Source organism: Pannonibacter sp. SL95, from assembly GCF_026672425.1.
Lineage (GTDB): Bacteria > Pseudomonadota > Alphaproteobacteria > Rhizobiales > Stappiaceae > Pannonibacter.
In genome coordinates this window covers 1,294,864-1,317,671 of the sequence record NZ_JAPPRC010000003.1, presented here as the reverse complement: position 1 = coordinate 1,317,671, position 22,808 = coordinate 1,294,864, and the positions used below count along the sequence as shown (strand labels likewise).

Sequence of the window (22,808 nt, the reverse complement as noted above, 5' to 3'; positions counted from 1 at the left end):
GGCGGTTGGCCTGCCGGTGGCGGCGGTGTCTGGTTGGCGGCAGGAGCCTGCGCCTGCGCTTCCTGAATCGGCAAAACGGTCGTCGGGTGCCCGAGCAAAAGCCCGAGCACCTTGAGACCCAGCAGCGCCGAAGCCGCTATGCCGACAATGGGAAGCAGGCGGAGTGTCAAGCTGCGGCCTCCTCCGACTTCTTGCGGAAGCGCTCAAGGCGAGCAGTCGCCTCAGCTGCCGCTGCGCGAATATCCCGTGTCGAAACACCCGCCTGGGAGGGCGCAATCGGTGCTGCCGGCTGGACGGCGGGAGCCTGCACTGGGGCCTGAACATGAGCCTGCGACTGGACAGGTGCGTGCGGCTGCGACAGGGGCTGACGGAACTGGCTGCCAGCCGACGGCTGATAGGCCGGTGCGGTCGGTCGCGGTTGCGGCGCCGGATAGGACGGCGCTGGCTGGCGCGGCGCAGCGTAGGACGGCTGCGGCTGCGGTGCGGTCCGGGCAGCCTGAACGGCAGCCTGACGGGCAGCTTCCGCCTGCTCCTCAGCCGAACGGCGCGCGGTCTCGGCCGTATGCGCGGTGCGGGCGGCCTCTGCAATCTGCGCGATCCGGGTCAGGACCTGTTCGCCCTCGCCCAACTGGTCGGCCAGCAGTTTCGACATCTGCTCGGCCTGGGACAGGCGGCTGCCAAGCGTCTTGTCCGCATCATTGGCCGTTGCCTTGAGGCCGAGGATGGCGCGCTCGGCAATTTCCGTCGCTGTGATCAGCTCGGAAATGGTTGCACGCAGGGTTTCCTCGTCGGCACGCAGGCGCTGCAGCCGGCGATTCAGGATCCAGCAATACCCGATGGTGACGACTAGAAGGACCGCCACCAGGCTCTCGATGATCATTCCGATTGGCAGGGGGCTCATGTGCTTTCCATTTCCTTCTGCATCGCACGCTCAAAGGCCGCCAACGTCATCTTTGGCCGCCTCAGGCTGCGTGTGACCCGAATCGCGATCGAATCCTCAACTCGTCCGAGTGTACCCTCCGTGAGGGGCACATTGCCGCATTTGATGGTGATTGGATCGGTTGGTTCCACATTGAAAACGAGCGTTTGCCCCACATCGAAGCTGAGCACCCGGCCCAGAGGCAGGAACGTCTCGTAGAGCACCGCGTCAACCGTAAGTTCCGCAGCGTGAATTTCGCTCGCAAGATGGCCTTCCCAGATCGGGTCACGGCCAAACTTTTCGCCCATGAACATCTGCAGGAGCAGATCGCGGATCGGCTCGAGCGTGGCATAGGGCATCATGATCTCGATGGTGCCGCCCCGGTCTTCCATGTCGATGCGCAGCTCGACAAGGATGGCCGCGTTGGCCGGGCGCGAGATCGCCGCAAAGCGCGGGTTGGTTTCCAGACGCTCGAGACTGAAATGCACTGGCGAGAGCGGCGCGAAGGCATGCTCGGCGTCAGTGAGGATCAGCTCCAGCATGCGCCGGACGAGGTTGGTCTCGATGGTCGTGTAGGGCCGGCCTTCGACACGGATACCGGTCGTGCCGCGCCCACCGCCCAGAAGCACGTCGATGATCGAGTAGATGAGGCTCGATTCCACCGTGACGAGGCCAAACCCGTCCCACTCTTCGGCCTTGAACACGCCAAGGATCGCCGGCAGCGGGATCGAGTTCAGGTAGTCACCGAAACGCACGGACGAGATCGAGTCGAGCGACACTTCAACGTTGTCGGACGTGAAGTTGCGCAGCGACGTCGTGGTCAGGCGCACAAGGCGGTCGAACACGATTTCGAGCATCGGCAGGCGTTCGTAGGACACCATCGCCGAGTTGATCAGCGCCCGGATGCCGCTCTGGTCGCCTGCGATCGTGTCTTCGATGTTGAAGCCGAGGAGGTTGTCGATTTCCTCCTGGTTCAGCACACGATCGGCGCCGCGCGTCGCGTTTTCCAGCTCCGGCTCGCTGTCGTCGATCATCGCCGCCCATTGGGCCGCCATGTCGTCCGCGTTGCCGACGCCCTGCTCCTCAAGCGCGGCACCCCACGCCGAGGCTAGGTCGTCGTCATCATCGCCAACGCCCTGCTCCGCCAGCGCGGCGCCCCAGGCGTCTGCCATATCGGCATCACTCAGATCGTCGTCGTCGTCGTCAGCCATGCCGCACCATCACTGAATCAGGATTTCCTTGAACAGCACCGCATTCACCTTTGCCGGATAGACCGACATGTTGATGCGCCGAAGCAGTTCTTCCTTGAGCCGGAACAGACCTGCCGACCCCTCCAGATCCGCCGGACGCAATTCGCGCAGGTAGATCTGGAACGCATCAAGGATGCGTGGCAGCAACGGCGTCATCCGGTCGATCATCGCCTGGTCATCCACCTCCAGGGCGATCCTGACCTTCAGGTAGGTCGCCCGGCCAGTCGTTGACAGATTGACCGTCATTTCCGGCAGTTCGTAGAACATCACCGGCTTCTGCTCGACCACTGGCGGTGCATTGGGGTCCGCCGCCGGATCTTCGCCGCCCGCGAACAGGAAGAAATACACTCCGCCACCGATCGCCAGAAGGGCAACCAGCCCGCCAGCGCCAATGATGATGAGTTTTTTCTTGCCGAGGCCTTTTTTGCCCTCTTCGCCGTCTTCGCCTTCGGCTTCAGCTTCCGCAGCCATGCAATGCCCCGCCTGCCTCGCACCCGTCACGCGCGCGTAAAAGGTTTCTAAAGGGTTAATGGTTAACGAGTGGTTACCAAACCCTTAACCCATCACCCGGCAGGTGTTGCCGACTGGTTAATTTTTTCCTCACTTATTTGCCGCCCTGCGACCTGCCGGAAATTTTTATGATTTCTTTTCAATGATTTCGATTTTGGCACGGTTCCTGCTGTGTAGGGCTCGGACGGCAGGCCTGGGGAGGTTTGGCGTCCCTCGGGGAGCAAAGGAATCGTTAACATGGAAAACGCGCAGCTCATCAACCTGTCGCGTCAGATCACATTGCGACGCCAGATGGACGTGACCGCGAACAACATCGCGAACCTCAACACATCCGGCTTCAAGGCAAAGCGTCTGATTTTTGAAGAATATGTCATGCCGGTCGCCGAGGCGACGGCCTTCCCGCGCGGCGATCTGAAGCTGTCCTACGTGCAGGATTCGCGCACTGTCACGAACTTCCTCGCTGGCAGCATCCGGCTGACCGGCAATGAGCTCGACGTGGCTGTCGATGGTGACGGCTGGTTCGCCGTGCAGATGGAAGATGGCACGGAGGCCTTCACCCGCAACGGCGCCTTCCACCTCAACAACACCGGCCAGCTGGTGACGGCAGAAGGCCGCCCGATCCTGACCGAAGGCGGGCCGATCAACTTCACCCGTGAGGACGGCCGGATCACCATTGCCGACGACGGCACGATCTCGACCCAACTCGGCCCCCGCGGGCGCCTGCGCCTCGTGGCAATCGACCAGCCCCAGAATGCCATCGCCATCGGCAACAATCTCGTCACCTATGAGACGCCGCAACCGGTCGGCAAGGTGCGCGTGATCCAGGGCGGCCTTGAGGATTCCAACGTCCAGGGCGTTGTCGAAATCGCCGACATGATCGAAATCACCCGCAAGTACGAGTCCGTGACCAAGATGCTCAAGGACACCGATGACCTGGCCCGCCAGGCCATCGAACGCCTCGGCTCGAGCCAGGCCTGACGGCAGGAGAACTGACAGATGAAGGCACTCCATATTGCCGCCACGGGCATGAAGGCCCAGGAGCTGAACGTCGAAGTCATCTCCAACAACGTGGCCAACATGCGGACCACGGGCTACAAGCGCCAGCGCGCCGACTTCCAGGATCTCTTGTACCAGAACCTGCGCCGCATGGGCACGGACACCTCCGCCAACGGCACCATCGTGCCGACCGGCGTGCAGATCGGTTCCGGCGTGAAGACCGCCGCCACCGCCCGTATCATGAGCCAGGGCAACCTGCAGCAGACCGGCAAGGAGCTCGACGTCGCCATTCGCGGCGAAGGCTTCTTCCAGATCCAGATGCCGGACGGCACCACTGCCTACACCCGCGACGGCTCATTCGAGCGCGATGCCAACGGCACGCTGGTCACGGTTGACGGTTACTCCGTCCTGCCCGGTATCGTGATCCCGCAGGATGCCCGCGACGTCACCATCTCGGCCGAAGGCGCGGTCCAGGCGATCGTCGGCGGCGTGGCACAGCAGCTCGGCCAGATCCAGACGGCCCGCTTCGTCAACAAATCCGGCCTGGAAGCGGTCGGCGACAACCTGTTCCTGGAAACTGAGGCAAGCGGCGCCGCACAGGTCGGCAACCCCGACGCGGACGGCTTCGGCAGCCTGCAGCAGAACTTCCTCGAAATGGCCAATGTCGAGGCCGTCTCTGAAATTGCCGACCTGATCGCCGCCCAGCGTGCCTACGAGATGAACTCCCGCGTCATCAAGGCCGCTGACGACATGTACTCCACCACCACGAACATCCGGTAAGGGAGGGTCTGATGCGTCAAATCCTCGTGGCAGCCTTCGCCATCCTCGCCGCGGTCCTCGCGATCGTGCCGGCAACGGCTGCCGGCACGCCGGTGCTGCGGTCGCAGGTGTCGGTGAACTCGGATGTCGTGACCGTTGGCGACTTCTATTCCAACGCCGGCCTTCTGGCCGAAGTCCCGCTGTTCCGCTCTCCGGACCTTGGCCACAGCGGCCGCGTCGATGCCGCCGTGGTCGCCGAACGCGCCCGCGCAGCCGGTCTCGTTGCTGCCAGCACGGACGGCCTGCGCGATGTTCTCGTCGAACGCCAGTCGATCCTGATGGACGCCGGCCGGCTGTCCGCCATGGCCGCAGATGCCATCGCGGCGCAGAACCCGGATGTGGTGGCAGCAGATCTCGACATCCTGTTCACCCGCAATCCGCAGGCCATGCACGTCGACCCGTCGGCCTCCGAGCCCGTTCGTCTTGAGCAGATCGTCTGGTCGCGCAACGACGGCCGCTTCGACATGACCGTCGAGATGATCACCGCCAACGGGGCCCGCAAACTGGTGCTGACCGGCACCGCGCGCGAGATGACCTCGGTGCTGACCCTGGCTCAGCCGCTCGACAAGGGCCAGCTGATCAAGCCGGAAGACCTGACGGTGCTGCGCTTGCCCCGGGCCCGTGTACCGGCGCGCTCGCTCACCGATGCCGAAGACATCGCCGGTCTTGCCGCCCGCACCAACCTTCGCCCGGGCCGCCCCCTGTCACGCGGCGACTTCGAGCGTCCGCAGCTCATCGCCCGAGGCGACCAGGTCACCCTGGTTTACGAAGTCGGGGCCATGCGCCTCACGACCAAGGGCCAGGCCATGGCAAGCGGCGCCGTCGGCGACCTCATCGATATCATGAACACCCAGTCCCGCCGGACTGTTACCGGAACCGTCATCGGCCGCGGCCAGGTTCGCGTTGGCACCCCGCCGCGCGCCGTTGCAGCCCTCGACGGAGCCCCGGTCAAGGAGACTGCCCAGTGACCCGTCATCCGCTCCGTCCTTTGACGACCCTCGCCACCGTGTCCCTGCTGGGCTTCGGACTTGCGGCCTGCGGCACTGCCGACAAGCTGGCCCAGGTCGGCCAACAGCCCGCACTCAACGCCATTCAGGATCCGACCACCATGCCGGGTTACCGTCCGGTACAGATGCCGATGCCTGCGCCGCAGCCGGCACATTATAATGCGAACTCGCTGTGGAAGTCGGGCAACCGCGCCTTCTTCGAGGACCAGCGTGCCAGCCGCGTCGGCGACCTCATGACGGTTCTGGTCACGATTTCCGACCGCGCGCAGTTCGACAATCAGACCGAACGCACCCGCACCGGCTCGGATTCAGCTGGTGCCGGCGGTGCCCTCGGCACGGCCATCGACACCGTGTTCCTGCCGGCTGGTGTCAGCTCCAGCAACCTCGCCACGTTGAACGGCGCATCCAACTTCAAAGGAAATGGCACCATCGACCGCAAGGAGGTGCTGCAAACAACCGTGGCAGCTGTCGTCACCCAGGTTCTGCCCAACGGCAATCTGGTCATCGAGGGCCGCCAGGAAGTCCGTGTGAACTTCGAAGTTCGCGAGCTGGTCGTCGCCGGTGTCGTGCGCCCGCAGGACATTCAGGCCAACAACACCATCGCCAGCGAGAAGATCGCAGAAGCGCGGATTGGCTACGGCGGCCGTGGCCAGATCACCGACGTGCAACAGCCGCGCTACGGCGCTCAGGTCATGGATATCCTCCTGCCCTTCTGACCTTTCCCCATCATTCCCCGAACATGCAGTCCCCCGGACAGCCTGAAGAACTCGAGCTTCAGGCTGTCTGATGGCGGGCACGGCGTCTCGCTCCCCGAGCGCCGTGCCCGCTCTCACCTTGTTGCCGCAGCGCGCCGCTCCCCACGGCCCGCTTCACACGGCAAACAACAAAAAAGCCCCGGACTCTGCCAGTCCGGGGCTTTCTCAAATTCGGTCGCGGATTGTCAGGTCAATCGTCGCGATAGACCTTCTCGCGGCGTTCATGGGCTTCCTGCGCCTCGATGGACAGCGTCGCAATCGGCCGGGCGTCCAGGCGCTTGACCGAGATCGGATCGCCCGTCTCCTCGCAGTAACCGTAACTGCCGTCCTCGATCCGCTCCAGCGCGGCATCGATCTTCGAAATCAGCTTGCGCTGGCGGTCACGCGCCCGCAGTTCGATCGAGCGGTCGGTCTCTGAGGAAGCACGGTCCGCAAAGTCAGGGTGGTTCGTGCTTTCTTCCTGAAGATGCGCCAGCGTCTCGCGGCTCTCCCGCAGGATGTCCTCTTTCCAGGAGATCAGCTTGTTGCGGAAGTACTCGCGCTGCCGATCATTCATGAACGGCTCGTCCTCGGAAGGTCGATAATCAGACTCAAGTTCAACCGTCATCGAAAACTCCGGTTACCGTTAGGACGGGCGCAATATATCCCTCGTCGGCAGCGGGTACAACGGCTATTCCTCAAAAAAATGTTAACGGTTTCCGGTTTGATTTCAAAAGGTTAAGATTCACGAGGGTCCACAAGGCCCCATGCTTTGCCGGCTCACTCGGGGAATTTGCCAAGCTTGGCAAGCTCAACCCGGACACGAAGTTCGATCTCGTCGATGACGCTGTCGAGACCTTCGTCACCACTGGGCGTCCGGTCCTTGAGCACGCTGACCATGTCTTCCAGGCGCGCATCCGGAACGAGGCCACCCAGCAGATCTGCCTTGAGTGCATCCAGAGCATCCAGCAGAGAATGACCGCGCCGGCTGGCAATGTCGCGGTCATCGGGCGCGACCTCCATCTCCTGCAGCGCGAGGAGCGCGTCGATTCCGCCGAGCGCCGAAGCCGAGCTCGTCGTGGAAGCCGAGGTTGCCTCGCCTTCGGACGACAGGAAAAACCCGTCCCCGCCGCCGCCTACGCGCTTCTTGCCGCCCTTGCCCTGAACAGTCGAGATGGGTGTATTGCCCGTGATGCGCATGACGCCGCCCTTCAGGAAGTTGTGTTTTGGAGCAAGGGACCGGACCGTGCCACAGCCAAAGCGATCCGCCGTGCAGCCACCCGTCAATTTCTTCCCCCCAAGACTACGGCATCCCCCCTGCCCCGGCAACTTTTGCCGCGAAAGCCAGGACAGACTATCCCCGGCCGGATGCACAACTCCTGCATTTGCAGAAAATTAACCAACATTGACAAGCGCTTAAGACATCGGCCGGACACAGGCGCAGAATGTGGCACGCCTCTCGCATAGGGGGTGGCAAAACTCATGTCCGGATTGACCCGAATGACGTCTGCCAACCTGTTCCGCTTCGGCGCCGTTTTCGTCCTGCTGGCGTGCCTCGCCTCCGCAGCAAGCGCGGCCTCGCGCATCAAGGACATCTCGGATTTCGAAGGCATTCGCGACAACCAGCTGATCGGGTATGGCCTTGTGGTCGGCCTGAACGGCACCGGCGACTCCCTGCGAAACGCGCCGTTCACCCGGCAAAGTCTGCAGGCCATGCTGGAGCGCCTCGGCGTCAACACCCGCGGCGTTGATCTCAACACCAACAATGTCGCGGCCGTCATGGTCACGGCAAATCTGCCGCCCTTCACCACGCAGGGCACGCGGATTGACGTCAATGTCAGCGCCCTTGGCGATTCCGACAGCCTGCAGGGCGGCACGCTTCTGGTCACGCCGCTGATGGGCGCTGACGGCGAGGTTTACGCCATCGCACAGGGCTCGGTCGCCATCGCCGGCTTCTCCGCCCAGGCCGACGCCGCGGCCGTCGTGCGCGGTGTTCCGACGTCCGGGCGCATCGCCAATGGCGCGCTTGTCGAGCGCGAGGTCGAGTTCAAGCTGGCCGGACTTACAACGGTTCGCCTTGCCCTGCGCAACCCGGATCTGACCACGTCGCGCCGCGTCGCGCTTGCCATCAATGAGCTGATCGGCATGCCGACCGCCGAACCGATGGACCCGGCGACCGTTCGGATCGACGTCCCCAGGGATTACAACGGCAACATCGTCGACCTGCTGACGGACATCGAACAGCTGATCATCGAGCCGGACATGCCCGCGCGCGTCGTGATCGACGAGAACTCCGGCATCATCGTCATGGGACAGAACGTCAAGGTGTCGACCGTCGCCGTGGCCCAAGGCAACCTGACCGTGACGATCGCCGAAAGTCCCGAGGTGTCGCAGCCCCTGCCCTTCGCCAATGGCGAGACAGCGGTGGTGCCCCGGTCCGACGTCACCGTCGACACGGACTCCGACAAGAAGCTCGCCATCCTGAAGGAAACCGTGACGCTTCAGGAACTGGTCAACGGGCTGAATGCGCTCGGCATCGGCCCGCGCGACATGATTTCCATCCTTCAGGCCATCAAGGCAGCCGGCGCAATGCAGGCTGAGATCGAGGCGCTCTGATGTACACCGGCAACGATCCCATTCCGACCCTGCGGTCCCTTTCGGCGTCTACATTGGCTGCGGCCGGGTCTGGCGTGAACGCGAAGGTCAAGGAAGCTGCGCGCTCCTACGAGGCCGTGTTCCTCAACACCATGCTGCAATCGATGTTCACCGGCATCGAGGAGGGCGGCGCCTGGGGCGGTGGTCAGGGTTCCGAGACCTGGCAAGGTCTGCTCATCGACGAATTTGCAAAGAACATCGCAGCCCGAGGCGGCATCGGCATTGCCGCCTCGGTCGAACGCGAACTGCTGGCCCTTCAGGAGAACTCCCAGTGATTGAACAGGCTGAAGCCCCGTCCACCCTTCCCTTCTCCATCGAGCGGCCGGTCAGCCGTCAGGAAGCAGAGAATTTCTGCAATGCCGTGCGCCGGACCATGGAGCGGCTGCTGGAAGTCGTCGAGCAGGAAACGGAACTCGTTCGAGAAGGTCAGCTGCGCGCGGCAGGCGAGCTGCAGGGCGAGAAGGCTGTCCTGATCCACCATTATACCCAGGGCGTGCTCTACGCGAAGGAGCACTCCGTCGCGCTCGGTAATCTTGCGCCAGCGGCCGTCCAGGGCCTGCGCCGTCAGCACGCCGAATTCCAGCCAGTCCTGCGCATCAATCTCGCGGTTCTGGCCACGGCGCGTGAAGTGACCAACAGCATCGTCAGCACGGTCGCCCGTGCGGTCGGCGCCAAGCAGCGCACCACCACTTATGGGCCAGGCGGCGCGGCCCCTGTTGCGGCACGCCCGGCGGAAGGCATCGCGGTCAATCGGTCGCTCTGAGTCGGACGAATCACAAAATCAGCACTTCGGGACAAGTCTAACCTTTCCGTTAACGACCGATTCACGTCCTTGCCGTAACGTGAGGAAGTAGCATCGGGTCTAGGATTGGACATCCCGAGGAGGCTGCCATGGACACAGGAGTGATCCGGTCGCCGTTGCCGTCCTACACGGCAATCACACCGGAAACGCGGGTAGCGCAACGCAACGAGCCCGCAACGAAAACTGACAACGAGATCTCCCGGACCGTCACACCGTCGTCCGAGAGTGCCGAGCAGCGTCCCGCCAACGAGGAGCGCAACCCTGCCCCTGTGGCTGGCCAGCAGCTTCGCGACCTCGTGCGCAAGAACCGGCTCGATCCGGAAAGCCAGTCTCTGATCTATGTGGCGATGGACCGGGACTCCGGTGAAGTGGTCACGCAGGTTCCCAGCGAGACACTGCGCAAGTTGCGCGCTTATGCGCGCTCCGCCGACGTCCAGGACGTACAGCAGCGCCCGGCGAGCGTCGTCAGAACCGTCTGACCCGGCACAAGACCAAACACACTGGTGACGAAAAAGACCCTCCGCATCCTGCGCGAGGGTCTTTTCGTTTACGCCGTGACGGCCCTTCAGGCCTTGGCCTGCCTTGAGATTCCTCAAGAGGAAAACATGCGTTTACCAATAATCTTAAGGTAAATCCTCAGTAGTAAATTCGTTAAATTTACTTCTATTTAAACTTAAATTCGAGAAACCATATCAATTTACAAGTAATACAGCTCTTTGCCGCCATTGTTCCAGCGTCATTCAGAAAGGATGACAGGCGCAAACCAGAAGGAACAAAAAAATGGCAGGTGTTACACTTTCGAGCGCAGTGAGAACGAACCTCTCCGCTCTTCAGTCCACGTCGCAGATGATGAGCAAGGTCCAGGAGAAGCTCTCCACGGGCAAGAAGGTCAACTCTGCTCTGGACAACCCGAATTCTTTCTTCACCGCGCAGGGTCTTTCGAACCGCGCCGGTGACCTCGGCACTCTTCTTGATGACATGGGCCAGACCGTCCAGACCCTGAAGGCCGCCGACAAGGGGATCACCTCGATCTCCGGTCTCGTCGACGCCGCCAAGGCCAAGGCGAACCAGGCTTCCCAGACGTCGAGCCAGACCCAGCGTGCGCAGTACGCCAAAGAGTTCAACGAACTGATGGGCCAGATCGAGTCTGTTGCCAAGGACTCCGGCTACAAGGGCAAGAACCTGCTCGGCGGCACCGGTAACGACCTTTCGGTGACCTTCAACGAAACCGGCACCTCGAAGCTCGACATTTCCGCGGTCAACTTCACCGACACGACCTCGACCACGGGCCTGAACCTCTCGGATCTCGCGTCTGGCACCAGCGGCACCACGACCATCACGCTGACCAACGGCACGGCCACCACCGCCCTCACCGGCGGCAGCCTGCTGACTTCCGACAGCGAGTTCGCTGCCGGCGACGTGATCAGCCTGACGGACACCAACGGCACCGAAATCGGCAAGATGGAAGTCAAGGCCACCACGACTGTCGGCGATCTGGAAAAGTTCCTCGACGACACCGATGGCGTCAGTGCGTCGCTGGCCACCAACACCATGACGGTGACCTCCGAGTTCAAGCTGACGATGAAGTCGTCGTCTTCGGCCGTCGGCTCCTTCGCTGACCGCACGACCAACAACTCGGCAGAATCGGGCTTTGCCAAGGACACCGACATCGATGCGGCGCTGAAGAAGCTGAAGAGCGCACAGGACACGCTGCGTTCCCAGGCCTCGACCTTCGGTACCAACCTGTCGATCGTGCAGAACCGTCAGGACTTCACCAAGGCGATGATCAACACCCTGGAAGAAGGCGTCGGCAAGCTGACCCTCGCCGACACCAACCAGGAAGGCGCGAACCTTCTCGCGCTCCAGACCCAGCAGTCTCTGGCCTCCACGGCCCTCTCGCTGGCGGCGTCCGCCGACCAGAACGTGCTGCGTCTGTTCTGAATTCGTTACACAGGGAGAGCGTCGGACAACAAGACGCGGAAAGCGGCGGGCCATCGGTCCGCCGCTTTACTTTTTGCCTCCCCCACAAGCCTCTGGCGCACAAGCAAAATGCAAATCGCCACTCGAATAACTTCAGTCGCTGTTAAGGTTAAATAACGCTAACCAAGTTCTTTTACACCTCATTTCCATTTAAAGCGCAGGCTTTCAGCTGTCGAACCCAGGAAGGGTTTGAATAAAACGTATTCCCAGGAAGGAATAAAACGATGGCTGGAATCACCATTTCGAGCTCTGTTCGATCGAACCTTAACGCTCTTCAGTCCACTTCTGAGATGATGAGCCGCGTCCAGGAAAAACTCTCCACCGGTAAGAAGGTCAATTCGGCGCTCGACAACCCGAATTCTTTCTTCACTGCGAAGGGCCTGGAAAACCGCTCGAGCGACCTTGGCACCCTGCTCGATGACATGGGTCAGACCGTTCAGACCCTGAAGGCCGCCGACAAGGGGATCACCTCGATCTCCGGTCTCGTCGACGCCGCCAAGGCCAAGGCCAACCAGGCTGCCCAGACGTCGAGCCAGACCCAGCGTGCGCAGTTTGCCAAAGAGTTCAACGAGCTGATGACTCAGATCGAGTCTGTTGCCAAGGACTCCGGCTACAAGGGCAAGAACCTGCTCGGCGGCACCGGTAACGACCTGAAGGTGACGTTCAACGAAAACGGCTCGTCGAAGCTCGACATTTCCGCCGTTAACTTCACCGACACGACCTCGACCACCGGCCTGAACCTGTCCGATCTGGCGACCGGCACCAGCGGCACCACGACCATCACGTTGACCAACGGCACAGCCACCACCGCCCTCACCGGCGGCAGCCTGCTGACCTCCGACAGCGAGTTCGCTGCCGGCGACGTGATCAGCCTGACCGACACCAACGGCGCTGAAATCGGCAAGATGGAAGTCAAGGCCACCACGACTGTCGGCGATCTGGAGAAGTTCCTCGACGACACCGATGGCGTCACCGCATCGCTGGCCACCAACACCATGACGGTGACCTCCGAGTTCAAGCTGACGATGAAGTCGTCGTCTTCGGCCGTCGGCTCCTTCGCTGACCGCACGACCAACAACTCGGCCGAATCCGGCTTTGCCAAGGACAGCGACATCGACGCTGCCCTGAAGAAGCTGAAGGGTGCCCAGGACACGCTGCGTGCCCAGGCCTCGACCTTCGGTACCAACCTGTCGATCGTGCAGAACCGCCAGGACTTCACCAAGGCGATGATCAACACCCTGGAAGAAGGCGCCGGCAAGCTGACCCTCGCCGACACCAACCAGGAAGGTGCAAACCTTCTGGCCCTGCAGACCCAGCAGTCCCTGGCCTCCACGGCCCTGTCGCTGGCTTCGCAGGCCGACCAGAACGTGCTGCGTCTGTTCTGATCAAACAAGCTTCAATCACAGAAAACGGCGGGCCCCTGGCCCGCCGTTTTGCGTTTCAAGGCCAGCTGCTCACGGTGAGTTCACGTTAATTTACACTTCATTAAGAATGATTTTTTGGAATTAAGACTTTCACTTACATCGTTTACACTCAGTTAACCTTAAAATTGCAGCCGTTTACCTTTGATTAGGGTTACCAAATCATGATGAACCCATACCCGCTCAGGAAGAGCGGCGGGACGTGATGGACCCAGGAAAGGGACTAGTAATGGCTGATATCACCCTGTCGGCTGCCGTACGGCAGAACCTGCTGACCCTGCAGAGCACTGCTGACATGATGTCGAATGTCCAGAACAAGCTGGCGACCGGCAAGAAGGTCAACTCGGCGCTCGACAATCCGAACTCCTTCTTCACCGCTTCGGGCCTGAACAACCGGGCAAACGACCTTGGCACCCTGCTCGACGACATGGGCCAGGTGGTGCAGACGATGAAGGCAGCGGATCAGGGCATCACCTCGATCACCAAGCTGGTTGAAACCGCCAAGGCGAAGGGCAACCAGGCTCTGCAGACCCAGAGCCAGTACGAGCGCGCCCAGTACGCCAAGCAGTACAATGACCTGCTGAAGCAGATCGAAGACGTCGCCAAGGATTCGTCCTACAAGGGCAAGAATCTCCTCGGCGGCGAAGGCAACGACCTGACCGCCATCTTCAACGAAGATGCGACCTCCAAGCTGACGGTCACCGCGGTCGACTACACCGACACCACCCTGTCGGAAGGCCTGAACCTGACCGACCTGAAGGAAGCCAAGGGCGGTGCGTCCTCGCTGCAGATCGAGGGCGGCAAGGCCACGATCACCTTCACCAACACCTCCGGCAACACCCTGACGTCGGGCTCGCTGATCTCGGACGCGACCAGCCTTGACACCGGCGACGTGCTGCAGCTGCGCACAGCAGCCTCCGGCGGCGGTTCGATCGTCTCCGGCACCAACGCAATTACCATCGGTGCTGGCACGACCGTTCAGAACGTCGTCGACGAGATCAACAAGGCCGCAGGTGTTCGCGCCGAGTTCGACGAAAAGACCGGCACCCTGACGATCACCTCGAACGACAACGTCTACCTGCGCAACACCGACGGCGGTGCGGCAACTCCGGCTCCGGCTGATCTCGCGACCGTCACCGCTGCCAACTACACCGCAGCCAGCCAGCTGCTGGTGAACTCCGGCTCCTTCAACGTTGGCGACACGCTGACCCTGGAAGACGGCAACGGTTACGAACTGGGTTCGCTGGAAGTCGGCAAGACCACCACGGTTGAGGACCTGACCGACTTCATCAAGGACTTCAACGGCGTCAACGCCTCGTTCAACACCGGCACCGGCAAGATCACCATCGAAAGTGATGTCTCGCTGACGCTGAAGAGCGACAACAAGGACTTTGCCGCGGCCGCCTTTACCGCCGACACCGATGGTGTGAACGTTGTGGCCCAGCAGGAATCCGGCTTTGCAACCGACGAGGCCATCAACAAGGTCATCGACCGGCTGAACAACGCCCTGTCGAACCTGCGCTCGCAGGCGTCCGAATTCGGTACCAACCTGTCGACCGTGGAAATCCGACAGGACTACACGAAGAAGATGATGAACACGCTGCAGGAAGGCGCCGGCAAGCTGACCCTCGCCGACACCAACATGGAAGGTGCAAACCTCCTCGCCCTGCAGACCCGGCAGCAGCTGGCCTCCACATCCCTGTCCTTCGCGTCGCAGGCGGATCAGACAGTCCTGTCGCTCTTCTAAGAATCAGTCGCGCGACTCACAACCTGACACTCACCGCAAAGGCGGGGCGAAAGCCCCGCCTTTTGTCGTTGTACCCGCCCTCCCCTTGGCGGGACCTGATAGCCCACCTCACTCGTTGTCAGTCCGGCGCGGTTTGCCGCGAACGTAAATTTTTTATCCACATCCGACGGCACGCTTTTGCATAACGCAACGAATTCAGAGGGTTTCGGTAACCTGTCTGCAGATTTGGTAAACAGCACCCGACCCCCGTTAACCTTTGTTTAAGGTTAACTAAAGATGATGATCGCATACCCGCTCAGGACGAGCGGTGCGAGTAAATGCCCCCAGGAAAGGGACATGTAATGTCTGATATCACCCTGTCGGCTGCCGTACGGCAGAACCTGCTGACCCTGCAGACCACCGCTGACCTGATGTCCGGTGTACAGAACAAGCTGGCGACCGGAAAAAAGGTCAATTCCGCCCTCGACAATCCGAACTCCTTCTTCACCGCCTCGGGACTGACGTTCCGCGCGAATGATCTTGGCACCCTGCTCGACGACATGGGCCAGGTGGTGCAGACGATGAAGGCAGCGGATCAGGGCATCACCTCGATCACCAAGCTCGTTGAGACCGCCAAGGCCAAGGCGAACCAGGCTCTGCAGACCCAGAGCCAGTACGAGCGCGCCCAGTACGCCAAGCAGTACAACGACCTGCTGAAGCAGATTGAATCGGTCGCCAAGGATTCGTCCTACAAGGGCAAGAACCTGCTCGGCGGCGAAGGCAACGACCTGACCGCCATCTTCAACGAGGACAACACCTCCAAGCTGACGGTTACCGCGGTCGACTACACTGACACCACCCTGTCGGCCGGGCTCAATCTGACTGACCTCCTTGAAGCAAAGGGCGGCGCATCGTCGTTGCAGATCGAAGGCGGCAAGGCTTCGATCACCTTTACCAATGGCTCCGGCAACGTGCTGACGTCCGGCTCGCTGATCTCGGACGCGACCAGCCTTGACACCGGCGACGTGCTGCAGCTGCGCACGGCAGCCTCCGGCGGCGGTTCGATCGTCTCCGGCACCAACGCAATTACCATCGGTGCAGGTACGACCGTTCAGAACGTCGTCGACGAGATCAACAAGGCCGCAGGTGTTCGCGCCGAGTTCGACGAAAAGACCGGCACCCTGACGATCACCTCGAACGACAACGTCTACCTGCGCAACACCGACGGCGGTGCGGCAACTCCGGCTCCGGCTGATCTCGCGACCGTCACCGCTGCCAACTACACCGCAGCCAGCCAATTGCTGGTGAACTCCGGCTCCTTCAACGTTGGCGACACGCTGACCCTGGAAGACGGCAACGGTTACGAGCTGGGTTCGTTGGAAGTCGGCAAGGCTACGACGGTTGAAGACCTGACCGACTTCATCAAGGACTTCAACGGCGTCAACGCCTCGTTCAACACCAGCACCGGCAAGATCACCATCGAAAGTGATGTGTCGCTGACGCTGAAGAGCGACAACAAGGACTTCAACGCAGCAGCCTTCACTGCCGACACCGATGGTGTGAACGTTGTCGCCCAGCAGGAATCCGGCTTTGCAACGGATGCTGCAATCAACAAGACAATCGACAAGCTGAACACGGCATTGTCGAACCTTCGCGCCCAGGCGTCCGAGTTCGGTACCAACCTGTCGACCGTGGAAATCCGTCAGGACTACACGAAGAAGATGATCAACACGCTGCAGGAAGGTGCCGGCAAGCTGACCCTCGCCGACACCAACCAGGAAGGTGCAAACCTCCTCGCCCTGCAGACCCGGCAGCAGCTGGCCTCCACATCCCTGTCCTTCGCGTCGCAGGCGGATCAGACAGTCCTGTCGCTCTTCTAAGAATCAGTCGCGCGACTCACAACCTGACACTCACCGCAAAGGCGGGGCGAAAGCCCCGCCTTTTGTACTTTTCGCGATGCAGCATCGATTGTCCCCACTCAAATTTTCGCCTGACTTTTCAATGAATTAGAAGAAACCATTTGGTAACCCCCGTCACTGAAGTGTTAACAGGTACACAGCGCATTTACTTTTCATTAAGAAATAAGGTCAGAACATCCGTTAGTGGTTTGTTAATGGACCACATTTGTAGAGATCGGTGAGCACGCCATGAGCGACATTGTCCTGTCCAGCGCCGTCCGGGAGAACCTGCTCTCGCTCAAGAATACCGCCAATCTGATGTCCACGACGCAGAACCGTCTGGCCACCGGGTTGAAGGTGAACAGCGCACTCGATAATCCGAACTCCTACTTCACGGCGGCTGGCCTGAATGATCGCGCCAAGGATCTGAACAACCTGCTCGACAGCATGGGTCAGGCCGTCCAGACCATCAAGGCAGCAGATAACGGCATTACCTCGATCACCAAGCTGGTCGAGTCCGCAAAGGCCATCGCGAACCAGGCGTTGCAGACCCAGAGCGAGTACGAACGCAAGATCTATGCCGAACGGTACAATGCCGTCCTTGAGCAGATCGAAGACATGGCGCGAGACGCCAGCTACAAGGGCAAGAACTTGCTCGCTGGCGCCGGCAACGAGTTAACCGTGCTCTTCAATGAAGACAGTACGTCAAACCTGAAAGTTCTGCCTGTCGACTACACGGACACCACGCTCGACACAGGCCTGGCGCTCAAGGACCTGGCAACTGGCGTCGGTGCCACCTCGTCTTTTTCGCTTCAGGCCTCTTCCGCAACCCTGTCCCTGAACGGTTTGCAGGCGTCGTCCGACCTGACTTCGGTTTCTGGCGGCGCTTGGGCTAACGGCAACGTCATTACCGTTTCGGACGGAACGACCAACAAGACATTCACCGTTGGAACAGGTGCGGGCCAGATCAAGACGGTCCAGGATTACGTCAACGCCCTGAACAGTGTCGGTGGTATCAAGGCCACATTCGATGAAGTGTCTGACAGCATTAAGGTAACGTCTGGCGTCGGTATCGCCGTTACGATCGCCAAAGACAATACTGGTGGCGGTTCGGCAACAAATGGCGGCACAGCGACCGGTACGACGACGCTTACACCCGTGGCGCTGACCCCCAGCTCCAAGCTCGTGAGCTCAGGTAGCTATGAAATCGGTGATGTACTGACGATCTCCGATGGCAACGGATACGAGCCTGCTTCTCTCGAAATCAGCGCCAATACGACCGTTGACGATCTGGTCAAGCTGATCAATGGCGTGAAGGGACTGGATGCCGGCTTCTCAGGCGGCACGATCAGCCTCGTTGGCGACATCTCCTTCAACATCAAGAGCACCAACAAGGACTTCAACATCGGCGCGCTGGCGACGACAGATGGCACCGTGAAACTCACGGCAACGGATTCCGATTTCAAGGATGATACGGACATCGAGCGCACCCTGCAGGCGATCAACGCTGCACTGGATACGCTGCGCTCCAACGCCTCCTCTTTCGGCACCACGCTGTCGACGGTGGAAGTGCGTCAGAAGTTCACCGGTCAGCTGATCAACACGCTGGAAGTCGGTGCCGGTGCTCTGACGATCGCCGACATGAACCAGGAAGGTGCGAACATGCTGGCGCTGCAGACGCGGCAGCAGCTGTCCTCCACGGCCCTCTCGCTCGCCAACCAGGCGGACCAGAGCGTACTCAGCCTGTTCGGCTGATGCAGAAACAGCAAGTCGTTAAGAACCAGACGGGCGGCGTTAACCATTTGGTTAATGGTTGTGAACCAAACTGTGCGGTGGAGGGCTTGTCATGGCGCTCAAGGTCGAGCTGAAGCCAGGCGAGAGGATTATCGTTGGCGACAGTGTCATCACCAATGACAATCAGCGCACGCGGCTCTTCATTGAAGGCCAGGCGCCAATCCTGCGCGAAAAGGACATCCTCACTCCCGCTACGGCAGATACGCCAGCCAAGCGGATCTATCTTGCAGTGCAGCTGATGTATCTTTCCGCAGATATAGAAAAAATTAAGGACGACTACTTTACACTGGTCAACGACATTATCCGGGCAGCCCCGAGTACCATTCCGTATGTTACAAAGGTGAGCAATTCGATCCTGGGAGGTGCCTTCTACAAGGCTCTGAAAGAAGCAAAAAGGCTTATCGAGTACGAGAGGACGCTTATCAGTCATGTACAAGCAGGCAGCGCAGGCTTACCAGAAGACAAGCCAGGTGGCCGTTTCCCCGCGGGAGCTGGAAGCGACGATCCTGATGAAGGCGGCCGCTAGACTGCAGCTCATCAAGGATGAGTGGGAAGAGACTTCGTTTGCCGAAAAGGACGAAGCCCTCACCTACAACCGGAAGCTCTGGACCATCCTCGTCACCTCCGTGACAAGCCCGGAAAACCCCTTGCCGCAGCCGATCAAGGACAACATTGCGACGCTTGGAGTTTTCATCTTCCGGCACACGATGGATATCCTGATCACGCCGGAAGCCGACAAGCTGAATACCCTGATCTCGATCAACCGCAGCATTGCGGAAGGTCTGCGCGCCCAGCCCGCTGCAACCTGACCATCAGGATCAGACGACCCAAACAGGAAAGGCCGCAGCGATCTCTCGCGCGGCCTTTCTGCTTTCTGGAAGGATGTATCAGAGATAGTCAGCCAGCGACATCTTCATCGCGATCGACGATGCCCTGTAGGACGCCTCCAGCATGGTCTGCAGCTGCACGATCTCGACCGCCAGCGTTTCCTTGTCGATCCCCTCGATCTCCGCAATCGTGCCCTTGTAGCCCGATTTCAAGGTCGTATGCCGCTCCGCGGTATATTCGATTGACCGGAACGCAATCGCGACTTCGGTGGTGATGTCGACGATACCGGAGCGCGCGGTGCCCTCTGGCTGGATCGTTGCCTTCATCCGGTCAGCGAGCGCAGAGTAATATTTTTCGTCGGTCGACGTGTTGGCGGAAAAATCGCCAGCGATGAATGTCGAGAGTGCCTTCACGACACTGGCCAGACCGTTCTCATTCGCGCGGACGCCGTAGCCAAGGCGCAAATTGTCGTCAACTGCCGCGATTTTGTCCTGCCTGGGATCGGTTGTGGCGGTGTTTTCTCCGATGTACCACGAGGTGGTCGTCGCAGACCCGTTCACCAGTGTGGTTGCAGTGTCGAACGGAGGGCCAGCCACACGCATCGGCGGATTGCCTGCGAAGCTGTCAAAGAACGAATTGGCGGCCCATTCATCCGAAGCAGCTCGAAGTGTAGTATTCGCCTGTTCCTGCAGGGCAGTGGTCATGGCGGTCCGCAGGTTAGCAGCAGTCTGCGCGAGATCTGCACCAACGAGGAACGTATTTGGTGAATTTCCACTCGCAGCAGCCGTCAGCTCAATCTTGGTCGTCTTTGCACCCGATGGCGGAAGCGCCAGTTCAACCGTGATCTTCTGCCCCGGCAACGGCTGCCCAGTCAGTTGAACTCCAAAATTGTCCGGATCAACACCCGTCGGCGGCGTCAGTGTCACATTGGACATGTTCGACGTTACGGCCTTGATATCAAAGCCGAAATTATGTGCGCCATCCTCGGTCACGGTGAAGGACGACGTCAGCGGCTGGCCAAATCCATCCAGCGTTGTGGTGAGGGCCGACATGTTCAGCCGCCCGAGCTGACTGGCTCCCCGATTGGCCTGCCAGAACTCCGACAACACCTGCTTCAAGCCGGCCTTGCCATCTACGCCATTGAGGATCTGGTCCATCTGCAGGACCGGATTGGTGTTGGCATCGCTGCCGCCGAAAAGAAAGTGACCGCCGACCTCGGAATTGAGCAGGCTGATTGCTTCCGTCAGCAGGATTTCTGCGGTCGCCTGTGTCGACGTCTGACCATCCGCCTGAAGCTCGAAGTTATTGAGATCCATGGCATCCTTGGCCTGGATCCGCAGTTTCTCAAGCCGTTCCAGATTGAGATTGAGCGTCTTGATGTGCAGACGGCTCATCGTGATCGTTTCCTGGTACGCCTCGATCCGCTGCACCTTCTGACCCAGTTCCAGGTCCAGCTGGCGCTGGTTGCCGACGCCGCCGTAGGTAGTCGCAACCTTGCCGGTTGCGAGCTGGCCGGTCTTTTCCGTCAGCGTCCGGCTCAGGGTCGTCAGCTGTTGGGTCAAGTACCCGCGCGACGATGTAATCGTACCAATAGCCATGACAACCTCTAGATCGAATTCAGCAGAGTGTCGAACATTTCACGCGCCGCCTGCATGACACGCGCATTCGCGGAGTAAGCGTTCTGGAGCTGAACAAGAAAGCCAAGTTCTGCATCAACGTCGACCTTGTAATCTTCCTCGTATCGGAGTGCGAGATTCTGGGTCAATGCTGATTGCGCACTGGCATTTTCCTTGGCTGTCTGCGCTTGCTCCCCCTGGAACGTCACAAACTGCGTCACGAAATTCATGACAGTACCCTTGAAGGGGTCTCCCTCTGTGCCGATACCACTCGACGCATCGAAGGACCGATTGGTCTTGCTCAGGGCATCGAGAAGATACTGCGGCCGGGACGAGTCCTTCGGCGAGTTGGTCGTCGGCGTGGTCTGGTAGGTAACCAGCTTGGAACTGTCAGTCTTCAGAGACAGATCCAGAGCGATGGAACGGGCGAAACCAGTCTTCTGCGCACCATTTTCAAGAGCGTCCGTGTAAAGCTTCTGCCCATCGCGGGCGTCAACGAAGACTGCAAGACCGAGACCCTGATTGGTCGATCCCGTAACCGTGACATTCGCCGACAGCGACTTCATCACTGTGCTGGATGCCGTATCGCCCAGCACGCGCAACTTCCCTGTCCCGTCGTTTGCGACGGCAAGATTGGAGCCGGTCAGAGCCGTGGCAATCTGCGTGATGTAATTCGCCGGATTGCCGCTGGAAATATCAATGCCGTAGACAATGTCATCCGGGCGCGCCGTCGTCGAGGCAGGCAAAGGGAGAAGCGCAGGGTCCTTGACCGCAACAAAGCTCACGTTTCGCGTCACACCACCACTGTCGACATACGAAAGCGAGACTGTATTGCCTGCCTGAAGACCTGCGAGATCCAGCGTCGCACCGGTCTCAAGACCGACGGTCGCCGGAGTGCTCGCAACATTTACGTTGGAAAAGGCCAGCGACAACTGCGATGCCAGCTCGTCCAGCTGGGCCTGCGCCTGCGGCAATGTCTCGTCGCGCAGGTTCACCAGCGCCATCATCGAGCCGGACCGCGACGCTGCCACAAGATCGTAAGGCGTTCCGCCCGGCGTAACGACCGTGATGGAATTCCCGGATTGACCGGGCTTCAGCGTTCCCGTTGCCTTGAACTCGATGGCGGCTGCCTTCCCCTCGCCGTAGAGGATCTGGCCGGAATAGGTGTTGATGCGGGTAAAGCCGCTGGTATCAAAAGACACCGACACGTCGAGATAGCTTGAGATCTGCTCGAGATATCGATCGCGCTGGTCATAAAGGTCGACGCCGGGCGTACCCGTGAGTTTCGAAGTCTGGATTGCAGCATCGATATCCTCAATACGCTGCAACAGCTGGTTCACTTCACCAACCTGGTTGGCGATGGCACTGTCGGCACGCGACCGCATGTCCTGAAACGACTCATAGGTCGAGTTCAGACGGCGGGCCAGCAGGTCGGCGGTTCCCAGAAATTCCTGGCGCGCGGCATAGCTGTCTGGCGCACTCACCAGCGCTGCCAGGTTGGTGTTGAGCTTTGACATCAACGACGGCAGCGACGAGGAATCGCTCAGTGTGCCGACCGTGCTGTCGATCTCGGAGGTGTAGGACGAGATGGTCTTGGCGAAGGCGGTGCCGGCGAGACTGTCCCAGTACCCGTCCTGAATGGCACGGTCGACCTCGCGGCGAATGTCGCTGGTCAGCAGCCCCGACACATTGCCATGGCGATCGAAATAGACGTCGGCCTCGACGCGCTTGGCCGTGTAGCCAGCGGTGTTCGCGTTGGCGATGTTGGCCGCTGTGACGTCGATCTGACGCTGGTTGTGCGTCAGGCCAAACAAGGCGGTGTTGAGGGCAGACGTCAGACCCATGATGCGCCT

Annotated in this window: 22 protein-coding genes; 15 read left to right on the top strand and 7 right to left on the bottom strand. The window is 60.5% G+C overall.

Annotated features, from left to right (window positions below; all coding sequences use genetic code 11):
* Nucleotides 1-166: 166 nt before the first annotated feature.
* Genes OVA12_RS06760 through OVA12_RS06750 form a run of 3 tightly spaced genes read right to left on the bottom strand, consistent with a single transcriptional unit; the run spans nt 167 to nt 2,640 of the window.
* Complete coding sequence (locus OVA12_RS06760) at nt 167-901, bottom strand: DUF6468 domain-containing protein (protein WP_268135667.1); 735 nt, start codon at nt 899-901, stop codon at nt 167-169.
* Nucleotides 898-2,091, bottom strand: a complete 1,194-nt coding sequence (gene fliM / locus OVA12_RS06755) for a flagellar motor switch protein FliM (RefSeq protein ID WP_442793852.1) — start codon at nt 2,089-2,091, stop codon at nt 898-900. The genes OVA12_RS06760 and fliM overlap by 4 nt, the downstream gene beginning before the upstream one ends.
* Nucleotides 2,092-2,139: 48 nt before the next feature.
* Nucleotides 2,140-2,640: a flagellar basal body-associated FliL family protein gene (locus OVA12_RS06750; RefSeq protein ID WP_268135663.1), complete on the bottom strand. Its 501-nt coding sequence runs from the start codon at nt 2,638-2,640 to the stop codon at nt 2,140-2,142.
* 276 nt (nt 2,641-2,916) lie between these two features.
* Between OVA12_RS06750 and OVA12_RS06745 the strand changes: the two genes are divergently transcribed.
* From OVA12_RS06745 to flgH, 4 genes are read left to right on the top strand one after another with little or no spacing between them, the layout of a single operon-like run.
* Entirely contained in the window at nt 2,917-3,657 is a 741-nt protein-coding gene (locus OVA12_RS06745; protein ID WP_268135661.1) for a flagellar hook-basal body complex protein, read from the top strand.
* 18 nt (nt 3,658-3,675) lie between these two features.
* A complete protein-coding gene (gene flgG, locus OVA12_RS06740; RefSeq protein WP_268135659.1) occupies nt 3,676-4,455 on the top strand; it encodes a flagellar basal-body rod protein FlgG in 780 nt (259 codons plus the stop codon).
* A gap of 11 nt (nt 4,456-4,466) precedes the next feature.
* Complete coding sequence (gene flgA, locus OVA12_RS06735; protein WP_268135656.1) at nt 4,467-5,462, top strand: flagellar basal body P-ring formation chaperone FlgA; 996 nt, start codon at nt 4,467-4,469, stop codon at nt 5,460-5,462.
* Entirely contained in the window at nt 5,459-6,217 is a 759-nt protein-coding gene (flgH, locus tag OVA12_RS06730; RefSeq protein WP_442793819.1) for a flagellar basal body L-ring protein FlgH, read from the top strand. Before flgA ends, flgH begins: the two co-directional genes overlap by 4 nt.
* Before the next feature lie 229 nt (nt 6,218-6,446).
* Here flgH and dksA read toward each other — a convergent pair whose 3' ends face one another.
* A complete protein-coding gene (dksA, locus tag OVA12_RS06725) occupies nt 6,447-6,863 on the bottom strand; it encodes an RNA polymerase-binding protein DksA (RefSeq protein ID WP_268135654.1) in 417 nt (138 codons plus the stop codon).
* Between the two features lie 152 nt (nt 6,864-7,015).
* Nucleotides 7,016-7,435: a flagellar assembly protein FliX gene (locus tag OVA12_RS06720; protein WP_268135652.1), complete on the bottom strand. Its 420-nt coding sequence runs from the start codon at nt 7,433-7,435 to the stop codon at nt 7,016-7,018.
* Between the two features lie 300 nt (nt 7,436-7,735).
* On the opposite strand from OVA12_RS06720, the gene OVA12_RS06715 reads away from it, so the two are divergent.
* From OVA12_RS06715 to flaF, 11 genes are all read left to right on the top strand, one after another.
* Nucleotides 7,736-8,851: a flagellar basal body P-ring protein FlgI gene (locus OVA12_RS06715; RefSeq protein WP_268135650.1), complete on the top strand. Its 1,116-nt coding sequence runs from the start codon at nt 7,736-7,738 to the stop codon at nt 8,849-8,851.
* Nucleotides 8,851-9,165 (top strand): rod-binding protein, encoded by a 315-nt coding sequence (locus tag OVA12_RS06710; RefSeq protein WP_268135648.1) that lies wholly within the window; start codon nt 8,851-8,853, stop codon nt 9,163-9,165. The genes OVA12_RS06715 and OVA12_RS06710 overlap by 1 nt, the downstream gene beginning before the upstream one ends.
* Entirely contained in the window at nt 9,162-9,653 is a 492-nt protein-coding gene (locus OVA12_RS06705) for a flagellar protein FlgN (RefSeq protein WP_268135646.1), read from the top strand. Before OVA12_RS06710 ends, OVA12_RS06705 begins: the two co-directional genes overlap by 4 nt.
* Before the next feature lie 128 nt (nt 9,654-9,781).
* Complete coding sequence (locus OVA12_RS06700) at nt 9,782-10,171, top strand: hypothetical protein (RefSeq protein ID WP_268135643.1); 390 nt, start codon at nt 9,782-9,784, stop codon at nt 10,169-10,171.
* Nucleotides 10,172-10,472: 301 nt separating this feature from the next.
* A complete protein-coding gene (locus OVA12_RS06695) occupies nt 10,473-11,633 on the top strand; it encodes a flagellin N-terminal helical domain-containing protein (RefSeq protein ID WP_268135642.1) in 1,161 nt (386 codons plus the stop codon).
* Nucleotides 11,634-11,896: 263 nt separating this feature from the next.
* Nucleotides 11,897-13,057 carry a flagellin N-terminal helical domain-containing protein gene (locus OVA12_RS06690; RefSeq protein ID WP_268135640.1) on the top strand — a complete coding sequence of 387 codons (1,161 nt, stop codon included), beginning with the start codon at nt 11,897-11,899 and terminating at the stop codon, nt 13,055-13,057.
* 265 nt (nt 13,058-13,322) lie between these two features.
* Nucleotides 13,323-14,840 carry a flagellin N-terminal helical domain-containing protein gene (locus OVA12_RS06685; RefSeq protein ID WP_268135637.1) on the top strand — a complete coding sequence of 506 codons (1,518 nt, stop codon included), beginning with the start codon at nt 13,323-13,325 and terminating at the stop codon, nt 14,838-14,840.
* 341 nt (nt 14,841-15,181) lie between these two features.
* A complete protein-coding gene (locus OVA12_RS06680; RefSeq protein WP_268135635.1) occupies nt 15,182-16,699 on the top strand; it encodes a flagellin N-terminal helical domain-containing protein in 1,518 nt (505 codons plus the stop codon).
* 267 nt (nt 16,700-16,966) lie between these two features.
* Nucleotides 16,967-18,472, top strand: a complete 1,506-nt coding sequence (locus tag OVA12_RS06675) for a flagellin N-terminal helical domain-containing protein (RefSeq protein WP_268135633.1) — start codon at nt 16,967-16,969, stop codon at nt 18,470-18,472.
* Between the two features lie 91 nt (nt 18,473-18,563).
* Nucleotides 18,564-19,037, top strand: a complete 474-nt coding sequence (gene flbT, locus OVA12_RS06670) for a flagellar biosynthesis repressor FlbT (protein ID WP_268135631.1) — start codon at nt 18,564-18,566, stop codon at nt 19,035-19,037.
* A complete protein-coding gene (flaF, locus tag OVA12_RS06665) occupies nt 18,982-19,320 on the top strand; it encodes a flagellar biosynthesis regulator FlaF (protein ID WP_268135629.1) in 339 nt (112 codons plus the stop codon). Before flbT ends, flaF begins: the two co-directional genes overlap by 56 nt.
* A 78-nt stretch (nt 19,321-19,398) precedes the next feature.
* Here flaF and OVA12_RS06660 read toward each other — a convergent pair whose 3' ends face one another.
* The gene (locus OVA12_RS06660) at nt 19,399-20,937 is read right to left on the bottom strand and encodes a flagellar protein (RefSeq protein ID WP_268135627.1); all 1,539 of its coding nucleotides are present in this window, start codon (nt 20,935-20,937) and stop codon (nt 19,399-19,401) included.
* An 8-nt stretch (nt 20,938-20,945) separates the two neighbouring features.
* Nucleotides 20,946-22,799 carry a flagellar hook-associated protein FlgK gene (gene flgK / locus OVA12_RS06655; RefSeq protein WP_268135625.1) on the bottom strand — a complete coding sequence of 618 codons (1,854 nt, stop codon included), beginning with the start codon at nt 22,797-22,799 and terminating at the stop codon, nt 20,946-20,948.
* Nucleotides 22,800-22,808: the final 9 nt, after the last annotated feature.